Below are 24,944 nucleotides of genomic sequence, written 5' to 3' on the forward strand. Positions count from 1 at the left end.
GGCGGAGGGTAACCGCCCTAGATGACGCCTTCCCGGCCGGGGAGCGGCATCCGCCCCAGCTCCCACCCCTCCAGGGCGGTCAGGCAGGCGTGGTCGAGATGGCGCAGCCCGCTCAGATCGAGCCGCACCGGCTTCCCGTGCGGAAGTGCGTCCAGGGCGTCGAGCAGCTTGGGCAGCCTCAGGAAGCTGGCGTTCCCCACGACCCGCACGCACAGCTCGCCGTCCTCCCACACCTCCTCGATGTGCACGTGGGAGGTCTCCCAGGCCGCCTTGGCGACGGCGAGCCCCAGGCCGACCAGCACGCCCTCGAAGAGATTGGTGGCCACGATCGCGGAGGCCGTGACCACCAGCACCACCGCCTCACCCCGGTGCGTCCGCCACAGCGCGGCCACCGCCCGGGCCGGCAGCAGCTTCCAGCCCGCGTGCAGCAGCACCCCGGCCAGCGCGGCGAGCGGTACGGCCTCCAGGACCTGGGGGAAGGCCACGGCGAAGAGCAACAGCCAGCCGCCGTGCAGCACCCGGGCCGCCCGGGTGCGCGCCCCGGCCTCCACATTGGCGGCGCTGCGCACGATGACGGCGGTCATCGGCAGCGCCCCGAGCAGCCCGCACACGCTGTTGCCCACGCCCTGGGCGATGAGCTCCCGGTCGTACTCCGTCCTCGGCCCGTCGTGCATGCGGTCCACGGCGGCGGCACTGAACAGCGTCTCGGCGGAGGCGATCAGCGCCAGCGCGATCACGGTCCCGACCGCCCCGAAGGAGGCCAGCGCGCCGAAGTCGCCCCAGGAGGGCGGGGACACCGCTTCCAGGACCCCCGTCACCCGAACCTTCTCCACGGGCAGCCGCAGCAGGGCCGCCACCGCGGTGGCGGCCGCCACCCCCACCAGCGCGCCGGGTACGAGTCGCATCCGCGCCGGCATCCGGCGCCACAGCGACAGGACGGCCATGGTCCCGGCCCCGAGTGCCACGGCGGCCCAGTCGGCCTGTGCCCCGAGCTCGTGCACCCCGCCCAGCTTGGCCAGGGTCTGCCCCGGAGCCTCCACGCCGCCCAGCGCGTAGAGCTGCCCGGAGATCAGCACCAGCCCGATCCCGGCCAGCATCCCGTGCACGACGGCGACGGAGATCGCCCGGAACCACCGCCCGAGCCGCAGCACCCCCATGCCCAGCTGCACCGCCCCGGCGGCCAGCACCAGCACCCCGAGCGCGGGCAGACCGTGCGCCCGCACCGCCTCGTAGACCAGCACGGTGAGCCCGGCCGCGGGCCCGCTCACCTGCAGCGAGCTCCCCCGGAACCACCCGGTGACGAGCCCTCCGACCACGCCGGTGACGATCCCTAGCTCGGCCGGCACCCCGGAGGCGACGGCCACCCCCACGCAGAGAGGTAGCGCGACCAGCGCGACGACGACGGACGCCCCGAAGTCTTCGCGAAACGTGCCGGCCCCAGGCATGCGAGAACCCCCTGCCACGCGGTGGATGGATGCCCCACCCACCTTGCCGGGCGCACTCGTGCCGCCCCAAGTGCCCACAGAGGCCCGCGATGGCGCACGCGCCGCTCACGCCCCGCACACACCCCCGCAACCCCCGCAACCGCCGCGGCCCGGCGGTCCGTGAGGACCGCCGGGCCGGCGTGCGGGCAGGTCTGCGACCTGGGTCAGCGGTAGTTCACGAACTGGATCGCGAAGTCCAGGTCCTTGCCCTTGAGCAGCGCCTGGACCTCCTGGAGGTCGTCACGGCTCTTGGAGCTGACGCGCAGCTCCTCGCCCTGGACCTGGGCCTTGACGCCCTTGGGACCCTCGTCCCGGATGATCTTCGCGACCTTCTTGGCGTTCTCCTGGGAGATGCCTTCCTCGATCGTGGCGAAGATCTTGTACTCCTTGCCGGACAGCTGCGGCTCGCCGGCGTCCAGCGCCTTGAGCGAGATCCCGCGCTTGACCAGCTTGGTCTCGAAGACGTCGAGGACGGCCTTGACGCGCTCCTCGGAGTTCGCCTCCATCAGGATCTTCTCGCCGGACCAGGCGATCGTGGCGCCGGTGCCCTTGAAGTCGTAGCGCTGCGAGAGCTCCTTGGCGGCCTGGTTGAGGGCGTTGTCGACCTCCTGCCGCTCGACCTTCGAGACGATGTCGAAACTGGAGTCGGCCATGTGGTGTGGCTCCTTGAAGTCGATTGTGATCGCCCCGGAGGGCGCGGCCGGACGTCCCCGGCCCGCTCCGCAAAGCCTAGCCACCGCACCCACCCGCAGCGCTGATCAATCCGGTGGCGAAGCACCCCCGGTCATCAGGTATCGTTTACGTCGTTGCCACAGAGCACCGCCCCAAAGCGGCCTCACCGGCAACATCCCATGGCGATGTGCCCGAGTGGCCAATGGGAGCGGACTGTAAATCCGTCGGCTTAGCCTACCCAGGTTCGAATCCTGGCGTCGCCACGCGATGTGAGACCCCCGTTACTTGTAGCGGGGGTCTTCTCGCATCCCCTCGCACCGGTCGGAAAACCGGTGGGCACGAGCGCCGCGCGCGGGCATGCTGACGGCATGATCAGCATCCGAAAGGCCGATGCCGCGTAAGCCCGTCTCGCAGGTCCGTGCGGACCTGCCCCGAAAGGCACGCCGTGGGGACGACCGGGCCGTCATCTCCGGGCTCTCCGCCAAGGCCCTAGCCGAGATCGCCCGCATCGAGCGCCGGGCCTACGAGCCGGGCGCGGCCCACAAGGCACTGCGCGACTGGCGCGAGACGGTCCACGCGCCAGGGCCCCTGCTGATGTACCCGCGCTGGTTCCACGAGTGCCCCTGCTGTGCGCCCGCCTGGGGCGGAGACCACCGGGAGACCCTGGAGGCCATCTGCCACGGCCTCTCGCGGAGGTCGGCGCGCGAGCTGCGCGCCGTGCTCGCGCCGCTCGACGAGCGGTTCCTCGCGCGCACCCTCAACGATCCGTACGCCTCGCCGCGCGACCGGTGGTGGCGTCGGCGGCTGGAGACTTCGTGAGCGCCGCCGTCCAGGGCCAGGACGTGCGGCGCGGGAGGGCGGGCAGTGCGACGCGACCCCCCCGACCAGAGCAGGACCTCGGCGGGCGGGCCCTGTCATACGTGCGGAGCAGTTCCGCCACGCCCATCGCCGCGAAGCCCCCCGGATCGCACGGATACCGCCTCGGCTGCCGCCCGTTCGACGTCATGGCCGTCTTCGACCGCATCGTCGGGGTCGCCTGTTCGTTTCACCAGGGGTGAAATGGACATTTGACACGCGTGGGAAAGCAGGCGGCGGAGTGCTGGTCGCCCTGCTCGGCGCCGGTATCCCGGCCCTGGTGGGAGCGGCGCTCCACACGGACACGGGGAAGCCGTACCAGGAGACCCGGCTCTATTTCGGCACCGAGCGCAGCGACGGCCGGGAACCCGTCGGAGAGCAGGAGTTCATGCGCTTCCTGGACCGCGAGATCACCCCCGCCTTTCCCGAGGGGCTGACCGTCCACGACGGGTACGGCCGGTGGCGGGGCGAGGACGGCAAGAGCATCCGCGAGACCTCGTACGAGGTGGTGCTGCTGTACCCCGTGAGGGAGGCCGACGAGCGCAACGCGCGCATCGAGGGGATCCGCAAGGCGTACGAGGACCAGTACCGGCAGGACTCGGTCGGGCGGTCCGACGACAAGGTGACCGCCGAGTTCTGACCGGGCCGATGGCCTGTCAGTTGCCCGCAACGTCCTTGACGGCCACGGTCACCGGCGTCGAACCGGAGGTCAGCTCCAAGGTCAGGCCCGCCGTCGCCGGCGTCTCGACCAGCTCGGCGAGCACCGCCGCCACGTCGTCGCGGGGCACGGACCCGCGGCCCGTGTGGGCCTCCAGGCGGACCAGACCCGTACCGGCGTCGTCGATGAGCGATCCGGGGCGCAGGATCGTCCACTCCAGCCCCAGCCGGGTCCGGAGGTGGTCGTCGGCCTCGCCCTTGGCCCGCAGGTAGACGTCGAAGACGTCATCGCCCTCGTGGTACGTGTCCGCGCCCATCGAAGAGACCATCAGGAAGCGCCGTACGCGTGCCCGTTCGGCCGCGTCGGCGAACAGCACTGCCGCGCCCCGGTCCACGGTGTCCTTGCGCCCGACACCGCTGCCGGGGCCCGCGCCGGCGGCGAAGACCGCCGCGTCCGCGCCGTGCAGGATGCCCGCAACGTGTTCGACCGTGGCCGATTCCAGATCGCACAGCACCGGTTCGGCGCCGGCCTCCCTGAGGTCGTCGCCCTGTGCCGGGTCGCGGATGATGCCCGCGACCTCGTACCCGCGCACGGCGAGCAGGCGCTCCAGCCGCAGCGCGATCTGACCGTGTCCACCCGCGATGACGATGCGCATGACCCGACCGTACGACGAGCCGGGCCCCCACGCCCGCGAACGTCCGGCGCACCTTCAGGGTCCGGGCTCCGTACGGCCCTGTCGGGGCAGGTCCAGAGCCACCGCGACGGCGGAGTCGCAGTACTCCCGGACGGCACTCGTACGGGCTACCACCCGTCCGCGGTGGATCACGATCCTGCTGTACGCCAGGGAGAGCACGGCCGCGATCCGGTCCCCGCGCACGGCGAGCAGCTCCGCCGGGAAACCGGCCTCCACCCGCACCTCCGGCAGGCCCATGGCCTCGCGGGCGGCGGAGCTGACCGACTCGTAGGCCTCGCCCGGCCGGAGCCCGCCCTGGGAGGCCAGCAGGTACGCGGCCTCCAGCGGGTCGCCGCGGCCGACCGGGTTCCCGGCGTCGCGCAGCGCACCGCTGCCGGCCGTGACCCGTACGCCCGCGGTCCGCAGCAGGCGGACGGGGGCGGTGCGCAGGCCTCGGCGCTCCAGGGCCGCGCAGTCGCCCTGGGGCAGGCAGGTCACCCGTACGCCGGCCGCCGCCAGCTGGTCGGCGGCGCGGGCGGCCACGTCCAGCGGGAGCCGGGAGAGACCGCCGCAGGGCCCGATGGTCACCCCGGGGCGCAGCCCGCCGGCCATCGCGGCGAGCCGGGACAGGCGGCCGGGGTCGTCACCGTCCGTGTGCAGGTCCACGGGACAGCCGTGCTCGGCGGCGAGTTCCAGGACGGCTTCGAGGAAGCCCGTCGGGTCGGGGTCCAGGTCGGGGCAGCCGCCGATCACGGAGGCGCCCATCTTGACCGCGTCCCGCAGCATCGCGAGCCCGCCGGCGCCGGCCACCCCGGTCAGCAGCCGGGGCACGGCCACGGTGGTCAGGTCGGTGAGCCCGCGCAGCGATCGGCGGGCCTGGAGCACGGCCTCCATGGGGCCGAGGCCGTGCACGTCGCCGATCCGGACGTGCGAGCGCACGGCGGTGGCGCCGTGCCCGAGCTGGAGCAGGGCCGCTTCGGTGGCCCGGCGCTGGACCTCGTCGGGGGTGTAGGAGACGGGCCCTTCGCCGTCGGCGGTCAGGGCGGTGTCCCCGTGGGCGTGGGGCTCGGCGGGGGCGGGCAGCAGCAGGTAGCCGCTGAGGTCCACGCGGGAGAGGGCGGGGGCCGGGAGGCTGCCCGCGGTGCCCACGGCCTGGATCCGGCCGCTGCTGAGGCGGACGTCGACGGTCCGGCCGTCGGTGAGGCGGGCCCCGGCGAGCAGCAGGGTGGCGGCCTCGGCGGCGGCCGCGTTCCCGGCCCCGCGCGAGGGTGCGCGGTTCTGGGAGGGGCCGTGTGCGGGTCCGTGGCCGCCGCCCTCGCCGCGGCCGCTGCGGGGGGAGTGGGACGGCTGCTGCGGCTGGCTTTCGGACATCGCGCTCCTGCGGTGGCTCGGGCGGTTCCTGGGCCCTGGCCGCTACCTACGGCCCAAGATCACGCAGCGTGCTCAGAGCCTAGGGTGCGCGGCAGCCCGCTTCATGGAAGAGCGCAATAGTCGTACCGGTGTGGTGCGCGTGCGCCTCGGCGCCCGCGCGTGCGCCCTGGTGGCATCAGCCGCGCCGACCCGGCGCCGACCGGTCGGCGCGCGGTCGGAGCGACGTGAGCCCGCGGAGTGAGCCCGCACACAATCTGGGGCGGAAGTGGCCGGAGAGGGCTCTGCGCTCTGATCGACAAAGGCTTCCGAACCCCCTCGGAGCCCGGTCCCCGCAAAGGATTTGGGCGATCGGCAGGCAACCGTGTAATGTCTTCATCGCTCGCCCCAATAGCTCAGTCGGTAGAGCGTCTCCATGGTAAGGAGAAGGTCTGCGGTTCGATTCCGCATTGGGGCTCTGGTGAGAGAGGTTCCCCACCCTCGGGTGGGGAGCGGATCACATCAAAGCGGCGTAGCTCAGTCGGTAGAGCAAGCGGCTCATAATCGCTGTGTCACCGGTTCAAGTCCGGTCGCCGCTACACACAGTAGCCGATTGCGGGGTCGGTCTCCCGGTCGGCTACTCTTGTATGCGTTCATCCGTCCCAATTTCCGTCAAGGAGCACTCACGTGGCTGCCACCGACGTCCGCCCGAAGATCACGCTGGCCTGCGTGGAGTGCAAGGAGCGGAACTACATCACCAAGAAGAACCGGCGTAACAACCCGGACCGTCTTGAGATGAAGAAGCACTGCCCGCGCTGCAACTCGCACACCGCGCACCGCGAGACCCGCTGACCCTAGCGAAGTCTCGTACACAGGCACCGTCATGAGGTCGTCCCCTTCATTGGGGGCGGCCTTGTGTCGTTTTCGCACTCTGTACCTGTGGCGTATGCCGCACCTGTTTTTGTGTCTTTCGTGTCCCTTCATCAGGAGGTAGTGAGTCATGGCTCTCGACCAGTCCTTCGTGGGGCGGAGCTACCCGCCCACCGATCCGTACGAGGTCGGCCGGGAGAAGATCCGCGAATTCGCGGTAGCGGTGGGTGACGCCAATCCCGTCTACACCGACCCCGAAGCCGCCAAGTCGTACGGCTACTCCGATGTGATCGCTCCGCCGACTTTTGTATTCGCGATCACTTTCGCGGCGGCGGGCCAGGTTGTCGAGGACCCGCAGCTGGGGCTGGACTACAGCCGCGTCGTGCACGGCGACCAGAAGTTCGCGTACTCCCGCCCCGTGCGCGCCGGTGACCGGCTTTCGGTGACCTCCACGATCGAGGCCGTGAAGTCCCTCGCGGGCAACGACATCATCGACATCCGCGGCGAGGTCCACGACGAGACCGGCGAGCACGTGGTGACGGCGTGGACGAAGCTCGTCTCCCGCGCCCCCGAGGAGGCCTGACATGGCAGCGCAGATCCAGTACGCCGACGTCGAGGTCGGCACCGAGCTGCCGGCGGCGTCCTTCCCCGTGACGCGCGCCACGCTCGTCCGCTACGCCGGTGCCTCGGGTGACTTCAACCCGATCCACTGGAACGAGAAGTTCGCCAAGGAGGTCGGACTGCCGGACGTGATCGCGCACGGCATGTTCACCATGGCCGAGGCGATCCGTGTGGTCACCGACTGGGTCGGCGACCCGGGCGCGGTGGTCGAGTACGGCGTCCGCTTCACGAAGCCGGTCGTGGTCCCGAACGACGACCAGGGCGGCCTGATCGAGGTCACGGCCAAGGTCGCGGCCAAGCTGGACGACAACCGCGTCCGGGTCGACCTGACGGCCATGAGCGCCGGCCAGAAGGTACTGGGCATGTCCCGCGCCGTGGTCGAACTGGCGTAAGGCCGCGAGGGGGCTGGGCTGGGCGCCGGGCTTTCGGGTTGGGGGTCGGGCGTCGGGGCAGGCGCCCGGCCTCGTCGTTTGGTGGGGCGGGGGCTTCGGGGGCGGGCCTCAACCGGGCCTCAACCGGGCGGCATCAGGGATGCGGTCGGTGGCTTCGGGCGGGCTGCTGTCCTTGGGCGGGATCGGGGACGGACGGGAAACCCCCAGCCCATCCCCGATCCCGCCCAGGGGCGACGAACCCGCCGTGATCCCGCCCCACGTCCCTGAGGCCGACCAGCAGACGTCCCGCCCCCCGAAGCCCCCCGCCCCGCGCCCGCCCCGCCCCCTTGCTTAGTTAGTGATTGAGCACTAACTTAGAACGCATGGCAAGGATGAGCGCAGAAGAGCGGCGCGAGAGCGTCATTCGGGCGGCGATGCATGAGTTCGCGCGCGGGGGCTACTACGGGACCTCCACCGAGGCGATCGCCAAGCGGGTGGGTGTCTCGCAGCCGTATCTCTTCCGGCTCTTCCCGAACAAGCTCGCCATCTTCCTCGCCGCCGCCGAGCGGTGCATGCGGGATACCCGGGAGGTCTTCGCCGAGGCCGGCGAAGGGCTGTGCGGCGAGGAGGCCACGCGGGCCATGGCGAACGCCTACACCCGGCTCATCGCCGAGGATCCCGACAAGCTCCAGATGCAGCTCCAGATGTACGTCACCGTCGCCGCCGCCGAAGCGGCCGGGGATCACGAGCTCGGCGAGCTCGTCCGGAAGGGCTGGATGGAGCTGTGGGACACGGTCCACGTGCCGTTCGGCGGCGACGTGAAGGAGACCACGACCTTCATGGCGTACGGGATGCTGATCAACACCCTCGCCGCCATGGGCTTCCCGCCCGGGCATCGGGTCTGGGAGGGGTTGTACCCCGACGCCCACAGCAAGGGCCGCCTGGAGAAGTGAGGACGCGCCGCCTGTCCGGCGGGCCACTCATGCGCACGAAAGTTAGTCAGCAATAACTAACAATCCTCAGGGGGAATCGTGAACACGCAAGACCCGCAAGACCTGCAAGGCCCGGACACCAAGCTCCGCGCCCCCGCCGTCTGGGCCCTGGTCCTCACCGGCGTCGCCAGCTTCATGGCCGCCCTGGACAACCTCGTCGTCACCACCGCCCTCCCCGCCATCCGCGAGGACCTCGGCGGCAAGCTGGAGGACCTGGAGTGGACGGTGAACGCGTACACGCTCACCTTCGCCGTCCTCCTCATGTTCGGCTCCGCACTCGGTGACCGTTTCGGCCGCCGCCGGCTCTTCACCGTGGGCCTCGCGATCTTCACCGGCGCCTCCGCCGCGGCCGCGCTCTCGCCCGGCATCGACGCGCTCATCGCCGCCCGCGCCGTCCAGGGCGTCGGAGCCGCGATCATGATGCCGCTCACCCTGACCCTGCTCACCGCCGCCGTACCGGCGGCCCGCCGCGGCATGGCCCTCGGCATCTACGGCGCCGTCACAGGCCTCGCCGTCGCCAGCGGCCCCCTCATCGGCGGCAGCCTCACCGAGCACATCTCCTGGCAGTGGATCTTCTGGCTCAACGTTCCGATAGGCCTCGCACTGATACCCCTCGCCCGTCTGCGGCTCGCCGAGTCCACCGCGCCCGGTGCCCGTCTCGACGTCCCGGGCACCCTGCTCATCAGCGGCGGCCTCTTCGGCATCGTCTACGCCCTGGTCAACGCCAACTCCGAGGGCTGGACCAGTGCCCCCGTGCTCACCGGCCTGATCGTCGGAGCCGCGCTCGTCGGCGGGTTCGTCTACCACGGCTTCAACCACGCGAACCCCATGCTCCCCATGCGGCTCTTCCAGAACCGCGGCTTCCTCGGGATCAACCTGGCCAGCCTGCTGATGTTCCTGGGCATGTTCGGCTCGATCTTCCTGCTCAGCCAGTTCCTCCAGGGCGTCGCCGGCTACTCGCCCACCCAGGCGGGCCTGCGCATGCTCCCCTGGACCGGCATGCCGATGATCGTCGCCCCCTTCGCGGGCATCCTCTCCGACCGCATCGGCGGCCGCCCCGTCGTCGCCGCCGGGCTGGCGTTCCAGGCCCTCGGCCTCGGCTGGTTCGCGGCGATCCTGACCGCGGACGTCTCGTACGCCGCCCAGCTGCCGGCGCTGATCCTCAGCGGGATCGGCATGGCCCTCTACTTCGCCCCCGCTGCCAACGTCCTGATGTCCACCGTCGCCCCGGCAGACCAGGGCAAGGCCTCCGGCACCAACAACGCCCTGCGCGAGGTCGGCGGCGCCCTGGGGGTCGCGGTCCTGGCCTCGGTCTTCTCCGCCCAGGGCGGCTACGAGTCCCCGCAGGCCTTCACCGACGGCACGATCCCCGCCCTGTGGATCGGCGCCGGCGCGGTCGCCCTGGCCGCCGCGCTCGCCCTGCTCCTGCCGGGCAGGCCGAAGCCGAGCCCGGCCGCCCCGGGCCATGTCGCGGCGGTTCCGGACAAGGTCCCCGCGGCCGGCTGATCCAGTCCGGCAGACGTGCGACCTGAAGTGCCACTTCAGGTCGCACCGATCATGCGACCCCGCAAAGGAGTGACGTCATGCCCGACATCCCGTGGTCCACCCCCACCCAGGCCGCCCCCGACGCCGACGTCTACGTCATGGCCTCCCGCTTCGAGACCTCCACGCTCACCGGCGCCCTCAGGTTCTTCCTCAAGGCGCCCGGAATCATCGGCCAGATCCGCAAGGCCCCCGGCGCCCACGGCGTCGCCCTGCGGGCGCGCGTCCTCGGCCGCACCTTCCTGACCCTCTCCGCCTGGGAGGACCGGGACGCGCTCTACCGGTTCGCCGGCAGCGAGCCGCACCGCTCCAGCTCCAGGGCGGCCGCCGCCTTCATGAAGGAGTCGGCCTTCACCTTCTGGACCGTGAAGGCGGCCGAGCTCCCCATCAGCTGGACCGAGGCGGAGCGCCGCCTGGCCGAGCAGAAGACGGCCTACTGAGTCACGGTCCGTGGCCCCGCAGGGATGCGGCGGGTACGGACCGTACTCTTGTCCACGTGCAGGAACTCCACGACGCCCCCCTCGCCCCGCTGACCACCTTCCGCCTCGGTGGCCCCGCCACACGTCTGGTCACCGCGACCACCGACGCCGAGGTGGTCGCCGCCGTCCGGGCCGCGGACCAGAACGGCACCCCGCTCCTCGTCATCGGCGGCGGCAGCAACCTGGTCATCGGTGACCACGGCTTCGAGGGCACCGCCCTGCGCATCGCGACCACCGGCTTCCACCTCGACGGCACGCGGCTGGAGCTCGCCGCGGGCGAGAACTGGAGCGACGCCGTCGCCCGCACCGTCGAAGCCGGACTCGCCGGTATCGAATGCCTCGCCGGAATCCCCGGCTCCGCCGGCGCGACGCCCATCCAGAACGTGGGGGCGTACGGCCAGGAGGTCTGCGACACCATCACCGAGGTCGTCGCCTACGACCGCACCCGAGGCGAAACGGTCACGCTGAGCGCCGCCGAATGCGCGTTCACGTACCGCAACAGCCTCTTCAAGCACGAGCCCGAGCGGTACGTCGTCCTGCGCGTGCGCTTCGCCCTGGAGGACGCCGGCGGGCTGTCCGCGCCGATCAAGTACCCCGAGACCGCCCGCGCCCTCGGCGTCGAGGCCGGCGACCGGGTCCCGGCCGCCGAAGCCCGCGCGACCGTGCTGCGCCTGCGCGCGGGCAAGGGCATGGTCCTCGACCCCGCCGACCACGACACCTGGTCGGCCGGCTCCTTCTTCCACAACCCGATCCTGACCGACGAGGCCTACGCCGCCTTCCTCGCCCGCGTCCAGGACCGCCTCGGCCCCGACACCGCCCCGCCCGCCTACCCCGCGGGCGACGGCCGTACGAAGACCAGCGCAGCCTGGCTGATCGACAAGGCCGGATTCACCAAGGGCTACGGCACGGGCCCCGCGCGCATCTCCACCAAGCACACGCTCGCCCTCACCAACCGGGGCGAGGCCACCACCGAGGACCTCCTCACCCTGGCCCGCGAGGTCGTCGCGGGCGTCCATGCGGCCTTCGGCGTCACCCTGGTCAACGAACCGGTGACGGTCGGCGTCAGCATCTGAGGAGCCCCGGCCGCCCATGCTCTGTCCCCGGCACGGGGCCGGTACGGACCCCACCCGCCTCGTGGGGCGCACGCTCAGCCGAGTCGTCGCGTCCTGGCACATCAGCGAAGGCGAGCGCTCCGAGGCTCCCCTCGACGTCTGGCTCATCGACAGCGTCGGCGACTGCATCCGCATCACCACCGGGTCCGACCAGTGCCTCATCGTCGAATCCGCCGCCCCGCACGAGCCGTACGACATGGGGGAGTGGGGCCGCATCGAGGTCGGCGAGGACCTGGGTGACCACCCCTTCCTGCGCCACCTCGGCGAGACGGTCTCCTCGGTCGCCGAATTCGCCCTGCCCGAGCAGGGGCGCACGCACCTGGAGATCGGTTTCCCGGACGGCCACCGGGTGCGCGCCGACTGCTACCAGGGCGACCTGCGGCTCACGCGCTGACGCTCACCCGGTGAGCCAGTGGTCGATCCCGGCCAGCAGCTTGGCCTGTACGTCCTCGGGCGCGGCCGAACCGCGCACCGACTGGCGGGCCAGCTCGGCGAGTTCCGCGTCGGTGAAGCCGTGGTGGCGGCGGGCGATCTCGTACTGCGCCGCGAGCCGGGACCCGAACAGCAGGGGGTCGTCCGCGCCGAGCGCCATCGGCACCCCGGCCTCGAACAGCGTGCGCAGCGGGACGTCCTCGGGCCGCTCGTAGACCCCGAGGGCCACGTTCGACGCGGGGCAGACCTCGCAGGTGATCTGCCGGTCGGCGAGTCGCTTGAGCAGCCGGGAGTCCTCGGCGGCCCGGACGCCGTGCCCGATGCGGGAGGCGTGCAGATCGTCGAGGCAGTCGCGGACGGAGGCCGGGCCGGTGAGTTCGCCGCCGTGCGGGGCGGCGAGCAGGCCGCCCTCGCGGGCGATGGCGAAGGCCCGGTCGAAGTCGCGGGCCATGCCGCGGCGCTCGTCGTTGGAGAGGCCGAAGCCGACGACGCCGCGGTCGGCGTAGCGGACGGCGAGGCGGGCGAGGGTGCGGGCGTCGAGGGGATGCTTCATGCGGTTGGCGGCGATGAGGACCCGCATCCCGAGGCCGGTCTCGCGGGACGCGCTGTCCACGGCGTCGAGGATGATCTCGACGGCCGGGATCATGCCGCCGAGGAGGGGGGCGTAGGAGGTGGGATCCACCTGGATCTCCAGCCAGCCGCTGCCGTCCCGTACGTCCTCCTCCGCGGCCTCGCGGACCAGGCGCCGGATGTCGTCGGGCTCGCGGAGGCAGGAGCGGGCGGCGTCGTAGAGCCGCTGGAAGCGGAACCAGCCGCGCTCGTCGGTGGCGCGGAGCCGTGGGGGTTCGCCGGCTGTCAGGGCGTCCGGGAGGCGGACGCCGTACTTGTCGGCGAGCTCCAGGAGGGTCGATGGTCGCATCGAGCCGGTGAAGTGCAGGTGGAGGTGGGCCTTCGGCAGAAGCGTGAGATCGCGTGCGTGCTCCATCTGGTGATCCTGCCGTACCGCTGCGCCGGGCGGGAGGGGGTTTTACCTATTGGGGGCTTGCTCGAACGTGCGAGCGGGAGTGGTGGGGGGGGTGCGGGGAACGCCGGAGCGGCGCCTCCCCGACGGGGGACGCCGCTCCGGATCCGGCTGTGGAACCGCCCGAGGCCTAGGCCTTGGCCTCCGCCAGGAGCTTCTGGATACGGGAGACGCCCTCCACCAGGTCCTCGTCGCCCAGGGCGTAGGACAGGCGCACGTAGCCCGGGGTGCCGAAGGCCTCGCCCGGAACGACCGCGACCTCGACCTCGTCCAGGATCAGGGCGGCGAGCTCGACCGAGGTCTGCGGGCGCTTGCCGCGGATCTCCTTGCCGAGGAGCCCCTTGACCGAGGGGTACGCGTAGAACGCGCCCTCGGGGACCGGGCAGAGGACGCCCTCGATGTCGTTCAGCATCTTGACCATCGTCTGGCGGCGGCGGTCGAAGGCCTTGCGCATCTCCGCGACGGCGTCCAGGTTGCCCGAGACGGCGGCCAGCGCGGCGATCTGGGCCACGTTGGAGACGTTGGAGGTGGCGTGCGACTGCAGGTTCGTCGCCGCCTTGATGACGTCCAGCGGGGCGATGACCCAGCCCACGCGCCAGCCCGTCATCGCGTACGTCTTGGCGACACCGTTGACGATGATGCACTTGTCGCGCAGGGCCGGGACCAGGACCGGCAGCGAGGTGAACTTCGCGTCGCCGTAGACCAGGTGCTCGTAGATCTCGTCCGTGAGGACCCACAGGCCGTGCTCGGCGGCCCACTCGCCGATCGCCTTCGCGTCGGCCTCGCTGTAGACCGCGCCCGTCGGGTTGGACGGGGAGACGAAGAGGACGACCTTGGTGCGCTCGGTGCGCGCGGCCTCCAACTGCTCGACGGAGACCCGGTAGCCGGTGGTCTCGTCGGCGACGACCTCGACGGGGACACCGCCGGCGAGACGGATGGACTCCGGGTAGGTGGTCCAGTACGGAGCCGGGACGATGACCTCGTCACCCGGGTCCAGGATCGCGGCGAAGGCGTTGTAGATCGCCTGCTTGCCGCCGTTGGTCACCAGGACCTGCGCCGGGTCGATCTCGTAGCCGGAGTCGCGCAGGGTCTTCGCGGCGATCGCGGCCTTGAGCTCGGGCAGGCCGCCGGCCGGCGTGTAGCGGTGGTACTTGGGGTTGCGGCAGGCCTCGACCGCGGCCTCGACGATGTAGTCCGGGGTCGGGAAGTCGGGCTCGCCCGCGCCGAAGCCGATCACCGGGCGCCCGGCGGCCTTGAGGGCCTTGGCCTTGGCGTCGACGGCGAGGGTGGCGGACTCGGAGATGGCGCCGATGCGGGCGGACACCCGGCGCTCGGAGGAAGGCGTTGCAGAGGTCATGTCGGCAATCGTCCCAGACGGCAAAGAGGCGCCGCACAACGTTTCAGTTACCGGACCGGTTGATGCCGCGTCGGGTTCTGTTCGACGTCAGGGCCCGGTTCACGTACACTCACCTGTCGTTGGACCTCGCCAGCCGCCCAGAGCGTGAGCACTCCGTGCACTCGCTCGGATGCGGTAGGTTGGGGGACGCAAAGGGTCGTAGCTCAATTGGTAGAGCACTGGTCTCCAAAACCAGCGGTTGGGGGTTCGAGTCCCTCCGGCCCTGCTCCACACTCCTTCTCGGATGTGTGTGCGCAGGTACGTACTTCGATGCAACGCCGTGCGGCGCAACCGGGCGCGGTACGGCCACGACCCGGATTCAGGTGAGAGACGTGACGGACGCCCTGGGCTCCATCGACATGCCTGATGCCGAGGACGAGACTCGCGAGAAGAAGGCCCGCAAAGGCGGCAAGCGCGGCAAGAAGGGTCCTCTGGGCCGGCTCGCGCTGTTCTACCGCCAGATCGTCGCGGAACTCCGCAAGGTTGTCTGGCCCACTCGCAACCAGCTCACGACGTACACCACCGTGGTGATTGTCTTCGTCGTCATCATGATCGGTCTGGTGACCGTGATTGACTTTGGGTTTGAGAAAGCCATCAAGTTCGTCTTCGGCTGATCCCCGCGGGGGGCGGCGCCTTGATGGGTGTCGCCCGTTTTCGCATGTTCCACCACCTTTTGTATCCAGGAAGAAGCAGCCACCGTGTCTGACCCGAACCTGAACGCGAGCCACGACTCCGTCGAGTCCGTCGAGGACGAGCTCGACATCGTCGAGGCGGCAGACGCTGTGGACCCCGACGAGGCCGAGCACGCCGACGCCAAGGCGGGTGTCGCCGCCGAAGAGGCCGCGCTGCACGTCGAGGACGAGGTCGAGGCTGAAGCCGAGATCGAGGACGACGCCGAGGTCGAGCCGGTTGCCGACGACGCCGAGGAAGAGGGCGACGTCGAGGCCGAGGTCGAGGCCGCCGCCGACGAGGAGGCCGAGGAGGCCGCCGAGGTCGAGCCCGCCGAGCCCGTCGACCCCATCCAGGCCCTGCGCGACGAACTGCGCCTCCTGCCCGGCGAGTGGTACGTGATCCACACCTACGCCGGCTACGAGAAGCGCGTGAAGGCCAACCTGGAGCAGCGCGCCGTCTCGCTGAACGTCGAGGAGTTCATCTACCAGGCCGAGGTGCCCGAGGAAGAGATCGTCCAGATCAAGAACGGCGAGCGCAAGAACGTCCGGCAGAACAAGCTGCCCGGTTACGTTCTCGTCCGCATGGATCTGACGAACGAGTCCTGGGGCGTCGTCCGCAACACGCCTGGCGTCACCGGCTTCGTCGGCAACGCGTACGACCCGTACCCGCTGACCCTGGACGAGATCGTCAAGATGCTCGCCCCGGAGGCGCAGGAGAAGGCCGCCAAGGCCGCCGCGGAAGAGGCCGGTCTGCCCGCGCCCGCCGTCAAGCGCACCATCGAGGTCCTGGACTTCGAGGTCGGCGACTCGGTCACCGTCACCGACGGCCCGTTCGCGACGCTCCAGGCGACCATCAACGAGATCAACCCGGACTCGAAGAAGGTCAAGGGTCTCGTCGAGATCTTCGGCCGCGAGACCCCGGTCGAGCTCAGCTTCGACCAGATCCAGAAGAACTGATCCAGCTCTTCTGAGACACAGCTTCCGGACAGGTCAGATCGCCCCCTGAAGGGCGGTCTGACCTGCTCGGTTTTTAGCCCCGCAGCGATACCCGTTATCGTGGTGCGGTATGCCTCCATCCGGATGACCGGATTGGCGGCGAAAAACTCTCACTAGGACCCGGAGAGAGCAATGCCTCCCAAGAAGAAGAAGGTCACGGGGCTTATCAAGCTCCAGATCAAGGCCGGTGCGGCCAACCCGGCTCCGCCGGTCGGCCCCGCGCTCGGTCAGCACGGCGTCAACATCATGGAGTTCTGCAAGGCCTACAACGCCGCGACCGAGTCGCAGCGTGGCATGGTCGTGCCGGTGGAGATCACGGTCTACGACGACCGCTCCTTCACCTTCATCACGAAGACCCCGCCGGCCGCGCGCCTCATCCTGAAGGCCGCGGGCATCGAGAAGGGCTCCGGCGAGCCGCACAAGACCAAGGTCGCCAAGCTCACCGGCGCCCAGGTCCGCGAGATCGCCGAGCTGAAGATGCCCGACCTCAACGCCAACGACGTCGACGCCGCGATGAAGATCATCGCCGGCACCGCGCGTTCGATGGGCGTCACGGTCGAAGGCTGATTCAGCCACCCCCAGCACCACCAGTGGTAGGACCAAGCGCTGGTCCGCACCACGACTCCATGCCTGAAGCCAAAACACAGGAGCAGAAGTGAAGCGCAGCAAGACTCTCCGCGCTGCGGACGCCAAGGTCGACCGGGAGAAGCTGTACGCCCCGCTCGAGGCCGTCCGTCTCGCCAAGGAGACCTCCGCGACCAAGTTCGACAGCACCGTCGAGGTCGCCTTCCGCCTGGGTGTCGACCCGCGCAAGGCCGACCAGATGGTCCGTGGCACCGTGAACCTCCCGCACGGCACCGGCAAGACCGCCCGGGTCCTGGTCTTCGCGACCGGTGACCGTGCTGCGGCCGCGGAAGCCGCCGGCGCCGACATTGTCGGCGACGACGAGCTGATCAACGAGATCGCCAAGGGCAACCGCCTGAACGAGTTCGACGCCGTTGTGGCCACCCCGGACCTCATGGGCAAGGTCGGCCGCCTCGGCCGCGTGCTCGGTCCCCGTGGCCTCATGCCGAACCCGAAGACCGGCACCGTCACCATGGACGTCGCGAAGGCTGTCACCGAGATCAAGGGTGGCAAGATCGAGTTCCGCGTCGACAAGCACTCGAACCTGCACTTCATCATCGGCAAGGTCTCCTTCTCCGATGAGCAGCTGGTCGAGAACTACGGCGCGGCCCTGGACGAGATCCTCCGTCTGAAGCCGTCCGCCGCGAAGGGCCGCTACATCAAGAAGGCCGCCCTGAGCACCACGATGGGTCCCGGCATCCAGCTGGACTCCAACCGCACCCGGAACCTCCTCGTCGAGGAAGACCCGGCTGCTGTCTGAGCCTCACGGCTCTGATCGTCTGAACGGGCCTCTCGCCCCCCTTCACGGGGTGGCGGGGGGCCCGTTTGCGTGTTGAGCGCCACATATCCCGCCATCGGGGGCTAATGGCCGCGCGTCCCGTCGGCGGGGGAACGTAATGTCAGCCTGAAGAAACGATCATTCAAGGGGTGGGGACCTCCGTGTCTGTTTACCGGAAGAAGACCGTCGGCGCCGCTCTGGCCGCCGTACTGCTCGTGGGCGGCGCCACGGCGTGCGAGAACGGCAAGAAGGACGACTCGGGCAAGGCCGCCTCCGGCGCGTCCGCGCAGCCGAGCACGCCGGTGGCGGGCGGCTCCGCCACCGAGGCGCTCTCCGCGGCCTACAAGAAGACCTCGGCCGCCAAGTCGGCCAAGGTCCGCATGACGATGTCGATGCCCGCGGCGCTGGGCGGCCAGGGCGGCACCGTGGAGATGACGGGCGTCCAGGGCTGGGACCCGAACGTCATGGACATCACCGTGAAGGGGGCGCTCGCCCCGGGCACCGGCGCCGAGTCCATGCGCATGATCATGTCGAACGACGTCATGTTCATGGAGATGCCGGCCGACTCCCCGATGTCCGCGGGGCTGGACGGCAAGCGCTGGATGAAGCTGGACATCAAGGCGGCCGCGGAGGCCTCCGGGGACGCGGACGTGCTGAAGAAGCTGGGCGGCGTCGGCGGCATGGACCAGAGCCAGGACCCGGCCAAGCAGCTCGCCCTGCTGCTGAGCTCGCCGAACGTGAAGCACCTCGGTGCCGAGAAGGTCGAGGGCACGGACACCGAGCACTACAAGGGCACTCTGACCCTCGACGAGATGCTCGCGGCCAACGAGTCCGCCAAGACGCTGTCCGAGGCCGATCGGACGAAGCTCGTCGACGCGATGAAGAAGTCCGGCATCGTCGACTACGACATGGACGTCTGGGTCAACAAGGACGGCTACCCGGTCCACATGAAGGTCGCCATCCGCATGCCCCAGGGGAGCATGAACATGGACGCCTTCTACTCGGACTACGGCTCCGCGGCCACCGTCCAGGCCCCGCCGGAGAACGAGACCCTCGACCTCTTCGCCATGCTCAAGCAGCTGGGCGAGACCGGCGCCGGCGCCTGACCAGCCCGCGCACCCGGTCGCAGAAAGATCCATTCATGGGGGAGAACCAGATGAACAAGACTGCCCGGGCCCGGGCCGGTATCGCGATGGCGGGTACCGCACTGCTCGTGGGCGGCCTCACGGCCTGCGGCGGCGACAAGGCCGCCGCGGGCAGCGGCGCGGCGGACGGGGGCAAGTCCGCGCAGGCCAAGGCTCAGACCCCGGTGGACGCGGTGAAGGCGTCGTACGTGAAGACGGCGGCGGCCAGGTACGCCAAGGCCGAAATCTCCACCGTCGGGAAGGACGGCACGACCAGCGGCCAGTCCGGCACGAAGGGCTGGTACCCGTCCGGCCATGACCTGTCGCTGAAGGACGAGAAGCACCCCGGCGCGCGGTCGGTCATGATCGGCGACACCGTCTACACCAAGATGGACAAGCCCATCGACGGCAAGTCCTGGATGCGGCTGGAGCTGTCCAAGGACGGGAAGCCGGGCGTCCGGCTGAACGAGGACCCGGCCGAGTACCTCGCGATGCTGCTGGGCCAGGAGAAGCTCACGCTGGTCGGGGCCGAGCAGACCGACGGCGTCGACGCCCAGCACTACAAGGGCAGCTTCACCAACGCCGACCTGCTCAAGGCGGACGAGTCCACCAAGGTCATGGAGGAGAAGAACCGCCAGTACCTCCACGAGTCCGTGAAGCACCTCACCGCCTTCGAGGTGGACCTGTGGATCGGCAAGGACGGCTACCCCGTCCGCGTCGACTCGGTGAGCACGGACGGTGACGGAACGTCCAGGACCACGGCGAAGTTCTCCGACTACGGCGCGGCCGCGCCGGTCGCGGCACCCCCCGCCGACCAGGTCATCTCCTTCGACGACGTGCTGAAGGGCAGCGGTTCCTGAGGCGATTTGCCTCGACTGGACCCCTTCACGTACGCTTCCCCAGAAGCCAAAGACCGCTGGTCGTTGCCGTGCCCGCAAGGGTGTGGCGGCCGAAGGATCCGCTGAGCGCGGACGTCCTGCGCAGGTGTTCGTGGAAAAGCTCCCGGAGTATTCCGGTCGAGCTTACGCCCCGTGCGCATGCGCCGGGGCGTTTCGTTTTGTTCAGCCCCTTCTGAGCGGTCCTCATCACCCGGAAGGAGGCCGACGCACTATGCCGACGCCCAACAAGGCTGCCGCGGTAGCCGAGCTCAAGGACGCGTTCCAGAGCTCGAACGCCGCCGTGCTGACCGAGTACCGGGGTCTCACCGTCGCGCAGCTCAAGACGCTGCGTCGCTCTCTCGGTGAGAACGCCCAGTACGCCGTGGTGAAGAACACGCTGACCAAGATTGCGGCCAACCAGGCCGGGATCACCGCGCTGGACGAGCACTTCGCTGGTCCGACCGCGGTCGCCTTCATCACCGGTGACCCGGTGGAGTCGGCGAAGAGCCTGCGTGACTTCGCCAAGGACAACCCGAACCTCATCATCAAGGCGGGTGTCCTTGATGGTAAGGCGCTCACCGCCGATGAGATCAAGAAGCTTGCGGACCTCGAGTCCCGCGAGGTTCTGCTCAGCAAGCTGGCCGGCGCGTTCAAGGGCAAGCAGTCTCAGGCTGCCTCGCTCTTCCAGGCGCTGCCGTCGAAGTTCGTCCGCACCGCGGAAGCGCTTCGCGTCAAGCTCGCCGAGCAGGGCGGTGCCGAGTAATTCGGCTCGCGCACTGATCCACGCCGCCTAGTGCGTGGGTCGTAGCGGGCCGTTACGCCCGCCTCTATATACATCCGGCACCTGCCGAATTAGTGGAAGGATCGCCCATCATGGCGAAGCTCTCTCAGGACGACCTCCTCGCCCAGTTCGAGGAGATGACCCTCATCGAGCTCTCCGAGTTCGTGAAGGCCTTCGAGGAGAAGTTCGACGTCACCGCCGCCGCGGCCGTCGCCGTTGCCGGCCCCGCCGCCGGTGGCCCCGCCGCCGAGGCCGAGGAGGAGAAGGACGAGTTCGACGTCATCCTCACCGGTGCCGGCGACAAGAAGATCCAGGTCATCAAGGTCGTGCGTGAGCTGACCTCCCTGGGCCTCAAGGAGGCCAAGGACCTCGTGGACGGCGCCCCGAAGCCGGTCCTCGAGAAGGTTGCCAAGGACGCCGCTGAGAAGGCCGCCGAGGCCCTCAAGGGCGCCGGTGCGGCCGTCGAGGTCAAGTAACACCTCTGGGGCCCCTCAGGGGCCCCAGCCGAGGGCGATCACCCGTAAGGGTGGTCGCCCTTTGGCGTACCCGTGGGGCCTGACTTGCCCTGCTCACGTTGGGGAGTAGGGTGATCTTCGTTGCCTCGAAGCAGGGTCCGGAGATGATCCGCTCGGAGCAGGGGGCCTTGACGAACGGGACGTGGCGCGCAATTCTCAGTCCCGTCGCAAGCTCGACCACCTCGATCCGAGATCCGAGGCATGGATCGACTACGAAGAGGGCAGTACTGATACGCGCTCTGTGTACGAGGGCCGCAGCGTTGGATGTTGGTTTCGACAACATGGGGAAGGCCTGTTGCCGGTTTCCGGAAACCTGGTCTGGACATCAGTGAGCCAAGTGGCTACACTGACCCTTTGCGCTGCCTGTTAGCTGTCCTCTGCCCGTCGCCAGGGACATGCCCACGCTTGAGCACACTTGATTGATACGCCCTGACCTGGACTTTCGACCAGATCGGGGGCGCCTGTCTTCTGTGTCGGCTGGGACCGGTACGCGCGTAGTGAGTCCGAGCCCTCGGAAGGACCCCCTCTTGGCCGCCTCGCGCAACGCCTCGACCAATACGAACACCGGTGCCAGCACTGCCCCGCTGCGCATCTCCTTTGCAAAGATCAAGGAGCCCCTCGAGGTTCCGAACCTCCTGGCGCTGCAGACCGAGAGCTTTGACTGGCTTCTCGGCAATGCTGCCTGGAAGTCTCGCGTCGAGTCGGCGCTTGAGAGTGGACAGGACGTCCCCACCAAGTCCGGTCTGGAAGAGATCTTCGAGGAGATCTCGCCGATCGAGGACTTCTCCGGGTCGATGTCGCTGACCTTCCGCGACCACCGTTTCGAGCCGGCGAAGAACTCTGTCGACGAGTGCAAGGACCGCGACTTCACGTTCGCGGCGCCGCTGTTTGTCACGGCCGAGTTCACGAACAACGAGACCGGAGAGATCAAGTCTCAGACGGTCTTCATGGGCGACTTCCCGCTCATGACCAACAAGGGCACCTTCGTCATCAACGGCACCGAGCGTGTCGTCGTGTCGCAGCTTGTCCGCTCCCCTGGTGTCTACTTCGACTCCTCCATCGACAAGACGTCCGACAAGGACATCTTCGCCGCCAAGATCATCCCGTCCCGGGGTGCCTGGCTGGAGATGGAGATCGACAAGCGCGACATGGTCGGTGTCCGCATCGACCGCAAGCGCAAGCAGTCCGTCACCGTCCTCCTGAAGGCTCTCGGCTGGACCACCGAGCAGATCCTCGAGGAGTTCGGCGAGTACGAGTCCATGCGCGCCACCCTGGAGAAGGACCACACCCAGGGCCAGGACGACGCGCTGCTCGACATCTACCGCAAGCTGCGCCCGGGCGAGCCGCCGACCCGCGAGGCCGCTCAGACGCTGCTCGAGAACCTCTACTTCAACCCGAAGCGCTACGACCTCGCGAAGGTCGGCCGCTACAAGGTGAACAAGAAGCTCGGCGCCGACGAGCCACTCGACGCCGGTGTGCTCACCACCGACGACGTCATCGCGACGATCAAGTACCTGGTCAAGCTGCACGCCGGCGAGACCGAGACGATCGGCGAGTCCGGCCGTTCGATCGTGGTCGAGACCGACGACATCGACCACTTCGGCAACCGTCGTCTGCGCAACGTCGGCGAGCTCATCCAGAACCAGGTCCGCACGGGTCTGGCTCGTATGGAGCGCGTCGTGCGCGAGCGCATGACCACCCAGGACGTCGAGGCGATCACGCCGCAGACCCTGATCAACATCCGGCCGGTCGTCGCCTCCATCAAGGAGTTCTTCGGCACCAGCCAGCTGTCGCAGTTCATGGACCAGAACAACCCGCTGTCGGGTCTGACGCACAAGCGTCGTCTCTCGGCTCTGGGTCCCGGTGGTCTGTCCCGTGAGCGGGCCGGCTTCGAGGTCCGTGACGTTCACCCGTCGCACTACGGCCGCATGTGCCCGATCGAGACCCCTGAAGGCCCGAACATCGGTCTGATCGGCTCGCTCGCCTCCTACGGCCGCGTCAACGCGTTCGGTTTCGTTGAGACCCCGTACCGCAAGGTCGTCGACGGTGTCGTCACCGACGAGGTCGACTACCTGACCGCCGACGAGGAAGACCGCTTCGTCATCGCCCAGGCGAACGCCGCCCTGAACGATGAGATGCGCTTCACCGAGAACCGCGTCCTGGTCCGCCGTCGTGGCGGCGAGATCGACTACATCGCCGGCGACGACGTCGACTACATGGACGTCTCCCCGCGCCAGATGGTGTCCGTCGCGACCGCGATGATCCCCTTCCTGGAGCACGACGACGCCAACCGTGCCCTCATGGGCGCGAACATGATGCGCCAGGCCGTTCCGCTCATCAAGGCGGAGGCCCCGCTCGTCGGCACCGGCATGGAGTACCGCTGTGCGGTCGACGCCGGTGACTCGATCCGTGCGGAGAAGGACGGTGTCGTCCAGGAGGTCTCGGCCGACTACATCACCGTCGCCAACGACGACGGCACGTACACCACGTACCGCGTCGCCAAGTTCTCCCGCTCGAACCAGGGCACCTCGGTCAACCAGAAGGTCATCGTCAACGAGGGTGACCGGATCGTCGAGTCCCAGGTCCTCGCCGACGGACCGGCGACCGAAGAGGGCGAGATGGCCCTCGGCAAGAACCTGCTCGTCGCGTTCATGCCGTGGGAGGGTCACAACTACGAGGACGCGATCATCCTGTCGCAGCGCCTCGTGCAGGACGACGTCCTCTCCTCGATCCACATCGAGGAGCACGAGGTCGACGCCCGTGACACCAAGCTCGGCCCCGAGGAGATCACCCGGGACATCCCGAACGTCTCCGAGGAGGTCCTCGCGGACCTCGACGAGCGCGGCATCATCCGCATCGGTGCGGACGTCGTCGCCGGCGACATCCTGGTCGGCAAGGTCACGCCCAAGGGTGAGACCGAGCTGACCCCGGAGGAGCGCCTGCTCCGCGCGATCTTCGGTGAGAAGGCCCGCGAGGTGCGTGACACCTCGCTCAAGGTCCCTCACGGTGAGATCGGCAAGGTCATCGGTGTCCGCGTCTTCGACCGCGAGGAGGGCGACGAGCTTCCTCCGGGCGTGAACCAGCTGGTCCGCGTCTACGTCGCCCAGAAGCGCAAGATCACCGACGGTGACAAGCTCGCCGGCCGCCACGGCAACAAGGGTGTCATCTCCAAGATCCTTCCGATCGAGGACATGCCCTTCCTTGAGGACGGCACGCCGGTCGACATCATCCTGAACCCGCTGGGTGTCCCGTCCCGAATGAACCCGGGACAGGTCCTGGAGATCCACCTCGGCTGGCTCGCCAGCCGCGGCTGGGACGTCTCCGGTCTGGCGGACGAGTGGGCGCAGCGCCTCCAGGCGATCGGCGCCGACCAGGTCGCTCCCGGTACCAACGTCGCCACCCCGGTGTTCGACGGTGCCCGCGAGGACGAGCTGGCCGGCCTGCTGCAGCACACCATCCCGAACCGCGACGGCGAGCGCATGGTGCTCCCGACCGGTAAGGCGCGCCTGTTCGACGGCCGCTCCGGCGAGCCGTTCCCGGACCCGATCTCGGTCGGGTACATGTACATCCTGAAGCTGCACCACCTGGTCGACGACAAGCTCCACGCCCGTTCGACCGGTCCGTACTCGATGATCACGCAGCAGCCGCTGGGTGGTAAGGCGCAGTTCGGTGGTCAGCGCTTCGGTGAGATGGAGGTGTGGGCGCTTGAGGCTTATGGCGCTGCGTACGCGCTCCAGGAACTCCTGACGATCAAGTCCGACGACGTGACCGGCCGCGTGAAGGTCTACGAGGCGATCGTCAAGGGCGAGAACATTCCCGAGCCGGGCATTCCCGAGTCCTTCAAGGTGCTCATCAAGGAAATGCAGTCGCTCTGCCTCAATGTGGAGGTGCTGTCCTCGGACGGCATGTCCATCGAGATGCGCGACACCGACGAGGACGTCTTCCGCGCGGCGGAGGAGCTCGGTATCGACCTGTCCCGGCGTGAGCCGAGCAGCGTCGAAGAGGTCTGACGGGCCTGACGGGGGGCTCGCTCAAGAGCCCCCCGTCATCCC

25 protein-coding genes and 4 tRNA genes are annotated in these 24,944 nt (G+C 69.3%); 23 read left to right on the forward strand and 6 right to left on the reverse strand.

Translation table 11 applies throughout. The features are described 5' to 3' along the window. Positions 1 to 17: 17 nt before the first annotated feature. Both OG737_RS17715 and OG737_RS17720 read right to left on the reverse strand, forming a co-directional pair. Positions 18 to 1,445: a SulP family inorganic anion transporter gene (locus tag OG737_RS17715; RefSeq protein ID WP_328927127.1), complete on the reverse strand. Its 1,428-nt coding sequence runs from the start codon at positions 1,443 to 1,445 to the stop codon at positions 18 to 20. A gap of 203 nt (positions 1,446 to 1,648) precedes the next feature. Next, entirely contained in the window at positions 1,649 to 2,137 is a 489-nt protein-coding gene (locus OG737_RS17720; RefSeq protein WP_030009008.1) for a YajQ family cyclic di-GMP-binding protein, read from the reverse strand. Positions 2,138 to 2,337: 200 nt separating this feature from the next. On the opposite strand from OG737_RS17720, the gene OG737_RS17725 reads away from it, so the two are divergent. From OG737_RS17725 to OG737_RS17735, 3 genes are all read left to right on the forward strand, one after another. Beyond that, positions 2,338 to 2,419 (forward strand) — tRNA-Tyr (locus OG737_RS17725). 127 nt (positions 2,420 to 2,546) lie between these two features. Then, the gene (locus OG737_RS17730; protein WP_328927128.1) at positions 2,547 to 2,975 is read left to right on the forward strand and encodes a hypothetical protein; all 429 of its coding nucleotides are present in this window, start codon (positions 2,547 to 2,549) and stop codon (positions 2,973 to 2,975) included. A gap of 277 nt (positions 2,976 to 3,252) precedes the next feature. Next, the gene (locus tag OG737_RS17735; RefSeq protein WP_405921751.1) at positions 3,253 to 3,651 is read left to right on the forward strand and encodes a DUF3574 domain-containing protein; all 399 of its coding nucleotides are present in this window, start codon (positions 3,253 to 3,255) and stop codon (positions 3,649 to 3,651) included. Between the two features lie 16 nt (positions 3,652 to 3,667). Here OG737_RS17735 and OG737_RS17740 read toward each other — a convergent pair whose 3' ends face one another. Next, positions 3,668 to 4,324, reverse strand: a complete 657-nt coding sequence (locus OG737_RS17740; RefSeq protein WP_328927130.1) for an SDR family oxidoreductase — start codon at positions 4,322 to 4,324, stop codon at positions 3,668 to 3,670. Positions 4,325 to 4,378: 54 nt separating this feature from the next. Then, positions 4,379 to 5,713: an amidohydrolase family protein gene (locus tag OG737_RS17745; protein WP_405678974.1), complete on the reverse strand. Its 1,335-nt coding sequence runs from the start codon at positions 5,711 to 5,713 to the stop codon at positions 4,379 to 4,381. A 381-nt stretch (positions 5,714 to 6,094) separates the two neighbouring features. Between OG737_RS17745 and OG737_RS17750 the strand changes: the two genes are divergently transcribed. From OG737_RS17750 to OG737_RS17795, 10 genes are all read left to right on the forward strand, one after another. Further along, positions 6,095 to 6,167, forward strand: a tRNA-Thr gene (locus OG737_RS17750). 48 nt (positions 6,168 to 6,215) lie between these two features. Then, positions 6,216 to 6,288 (forward strand) — tRNA-Met (locus OG737_RS17755). Between the two features lie 88 nt (positions 6,289 to 6,376). After that, on the forward strand, positions 6,377 to 6,541 hold the full coding sequence (rpmG, locus tag OG737_RS17760; RefSeq protein ID WP_003956487.1) for a 50S ribosomal protein L33: 165 nt from the start codon (positions 6,377 to 6,379) through the stop codon (positions 6,539 to 6,541). Between the two features lie 148 nt (positions 6,542 to 6,689). Beyond that, positions 6,690 to 7,142 (forward strand): MaoC family dehydratase N-terminal domain-containing protein, encoded by a 453-nt coding sequence (locus OG737_RS17765; protein WP_326588535.1) that lies wholly within the window; start codon positions 6,690 to 6,692, stop codon positions 7,140 to 7,142. Position 7,143: 1 nt separating this feature from the next. Continuing rightward, positions 7,144 to 7,572 (forward strand): MaoC family dehydratase, encoded by a 429-nt coding sequence (locus OG737_RS17770; RefSeq protein ID WP_326588534.1) that lies wholly within the window; start codon positions 7,144 to 7,146, stop codon positions 7,570 to 7,572. 362 nt (positions 7,573 to 7,934) lie between these two features. Beyond that, a complete protein-coding gene (locus tag OG737_RS17775; RefSeq protein ID WP_328927132.1) occupies positions 7,935 to 8,504 on the forward strand; it encodes a helix-turn-helix domain-containing protein in 570 nt (189 codons plus the stop codon). 78 nt (positions 8,505 to 8,582) lie between these two features. Continuing rightward, entirely contained in the window at positions 8,583 to 10,049 is a 1,467-nt protein-coding gene (locus tag OG737_RS17780) for a DHA2 family efflux MFS transporter permease subunit (RefSeq protein WP_405921752.1), read from the forward strand. Between the two features lie 77 nt (positions 10,050 to 10,126). Beyond that, on the forward strand, positions 10,127 to 10,525 hold the full coding sequence (locus tag OG737_RS17785; protein ID WP_405678969.1) for a DUF3291 domain-containing protein: 399 nt from the start codon (positions 10,127 to 10,129) through the stop codon (positions 10,523 to 10,525). Then, positions 10,522 to 11,637: a UDP-N-acetylmuramate dehydrogenase gene (locus tag OG737_RS17790; RefSeq protein WP_405681377.1), complete on the forward strand. Its 1,116-nt coding sequence runs from the start codon at positions 10,522 to 10,524 to the stop codon at positions 11,635 to 11,637. Before OG737_RS17785 ends, OG737_RS17790 begins: the two co-directional genes overlap by 4 nt. A gap of 16 nt (positions 11,638 to 11,653) precedes the next feature. Then, positions 11,654 to 12,070, forward strand: a complete 417-nt coding sequence (locus OG737_RS17795; RefSeq protein WP_328927134.1) for a hypothetical protein — start codon at positions 11,654 to 11,656, stop codon at positions 12,068 to 12,070. A 3-nt stretch (positions 12,071 to 12,073) separates the two neighbouring features. Here the strand turns inward: OG737_RS17795 and OG737_RS17800 are convergent, their stop codons facing one another. After that, positions 12,074 to 13,093, reverse strand: a complete 1,020-nt coding sequence (locus OG737_RS17800) for an adenosine deaminase (protein ID WP_328927135.1) — start codon at positions 13,091 to 13,093, stop codon at positions 12,074 to 12,076. A gap of 166 nt (positions 13,094 to 13,259) precedes the next feature. Further along, entirely contained in the window at positions 13,260 to 14,486 is a 1,227-nt protein-coding gene (locus OG737_RS17805; protein WP_328927136.1) for a pyridoxal phosphate-dependent aminotransferase, read from the reverse strand. 192 nt (positions 14,487 to 14,678) lie between these two features. On the opposite strand from OG737_RS17805, the gene OG737_RS17810 reads away from it, so the two are divergent. From OG737_RS17810 to rpoB, 10 genes are all read left to right on the forward strand, one after another. Next, positions 14,679 to 14,751 (forward strand) — tRNA-Trp (locus OG737_RS17810). Between the two features lie 106 nt (positions 14,752 to 14,857). Next, positions 14,858 to 15,139: a preprotein translocase subunit SecE gene (gene secE, locus OG737_RS17815; protein ID WP_030388883.1), complete on the forward strand. Its 282-nt coding sequence runs from the start codon at positions 14,858 to 14,860 to the stop codon at positions 15,137 to 15,139. Between the two features lie 84 nt (positions 15,140 to 15,223). After that, positions 15,224 to 16,153, forward strand: coding sequence for a transcription termination/antitermination protein NusG (gene nusG, locus OG737_RS17820; protein ID WP_328927137.1), 930 nt, complete (start codon positions 15,224 to 15,226; stop codon positions 16,151 to 16,153). 171 nt (positions 16,154 to 16,324) lie between these two features. Continuing rightward, positions 16,325 to 16,759, forward strand: a complete 435-nt coding sequence (gene rplK, locus OG737_RS17825) for a 50S ribosomal protein L11 (protein ID WP_008739735.1) — start codon at positions 16,325 to 16,327, stop codon at positions 16,757 to 16,759. Between the two features lie 88 nt (positions 16,760 to 16,847). Next, a complete protein-coding gene (rplA, locus tag OG737_RS17830) occupies positions 16,848 to 17,576 on the forward strand; it encodes a 50S ribosomal protein L1 (RefSeq protein WP_030710300.1) in 729 nt (242 codons plus the stop codon). A gap of 179 nt (positions 17,577 to 17,755) precedes the next feature. Further along, positions 17,756 to 18,700, forward strand: coding sequence for a hypothetical protein (locus OG737_RS17835; protein WP_405921753.1), 945 nt, complete (start codon positions 17,756 to 17,758; stop codon positions 18,698 to 18,700). Positions 18,701 to 18,750: 50 nt separating this feature from the next. Further along, on the forward strand, positions 18,751 to 19,578 hold the full coding sequence (locus OG737_RS17840) for a hypothetical protein (protein ID WP_405921754.1): 828 nt from the start codon (positions 18,751 to 18,753) through the stop codon (positions 19,576 to 19,578). A 250-nt stretch (positions 19,579 to 19,828) separates the two neighbouring features. Then, the gene (gene rplJ / locus OG737_RS17845; protein WP_008739730.1) at positions 19,829 to 20,359 is read left to right on the forward strand and encodes a 50S ribosomal protein L10; all 531 of its coding nucleotides are present in this window, start codon (positions 19,829 to 19,831) and stop codon (positions 20,357 to 20,359) included. Between the two features lie 110 nt (positions 20,360 to 20,469). After that, positions 20,470 to 20,853: a 50S ribosomal protein L7/L12 gene (gene rplL / locus OG737_RS17850; protein WP_328927140.1), complete on the forward strand. Its 384-nt coding sequence runs from the start codon at positions 20,470 to 20,472 to the stop codon at positions 20,851 to 20,853. Between the two features lie 566 nt (positions 20,854 to 21,419). Beyond that, a complete protein-coding gene (gene rpoB / locus OG737_RS17855; protein ID WP_328927141.1) occupies positions 21,420 to 24,902 on the forward strand; it encodes a DNA-directed RNA polymerase subunit beta in 3,483 nt (1,160 codons plus the stop codon). Positions 24,903 to 24,944: the final 42 nt, after the last annotated feature.

This window comes from Streptomyces sp. NBC_00122, from assembly GCF_045160845.1.
Taxonomy (GTDB): Bacteria; Actinomycetota; Actinomycetes; order Streptomycetales; family Streptomycetaceae; genus Streptomyces.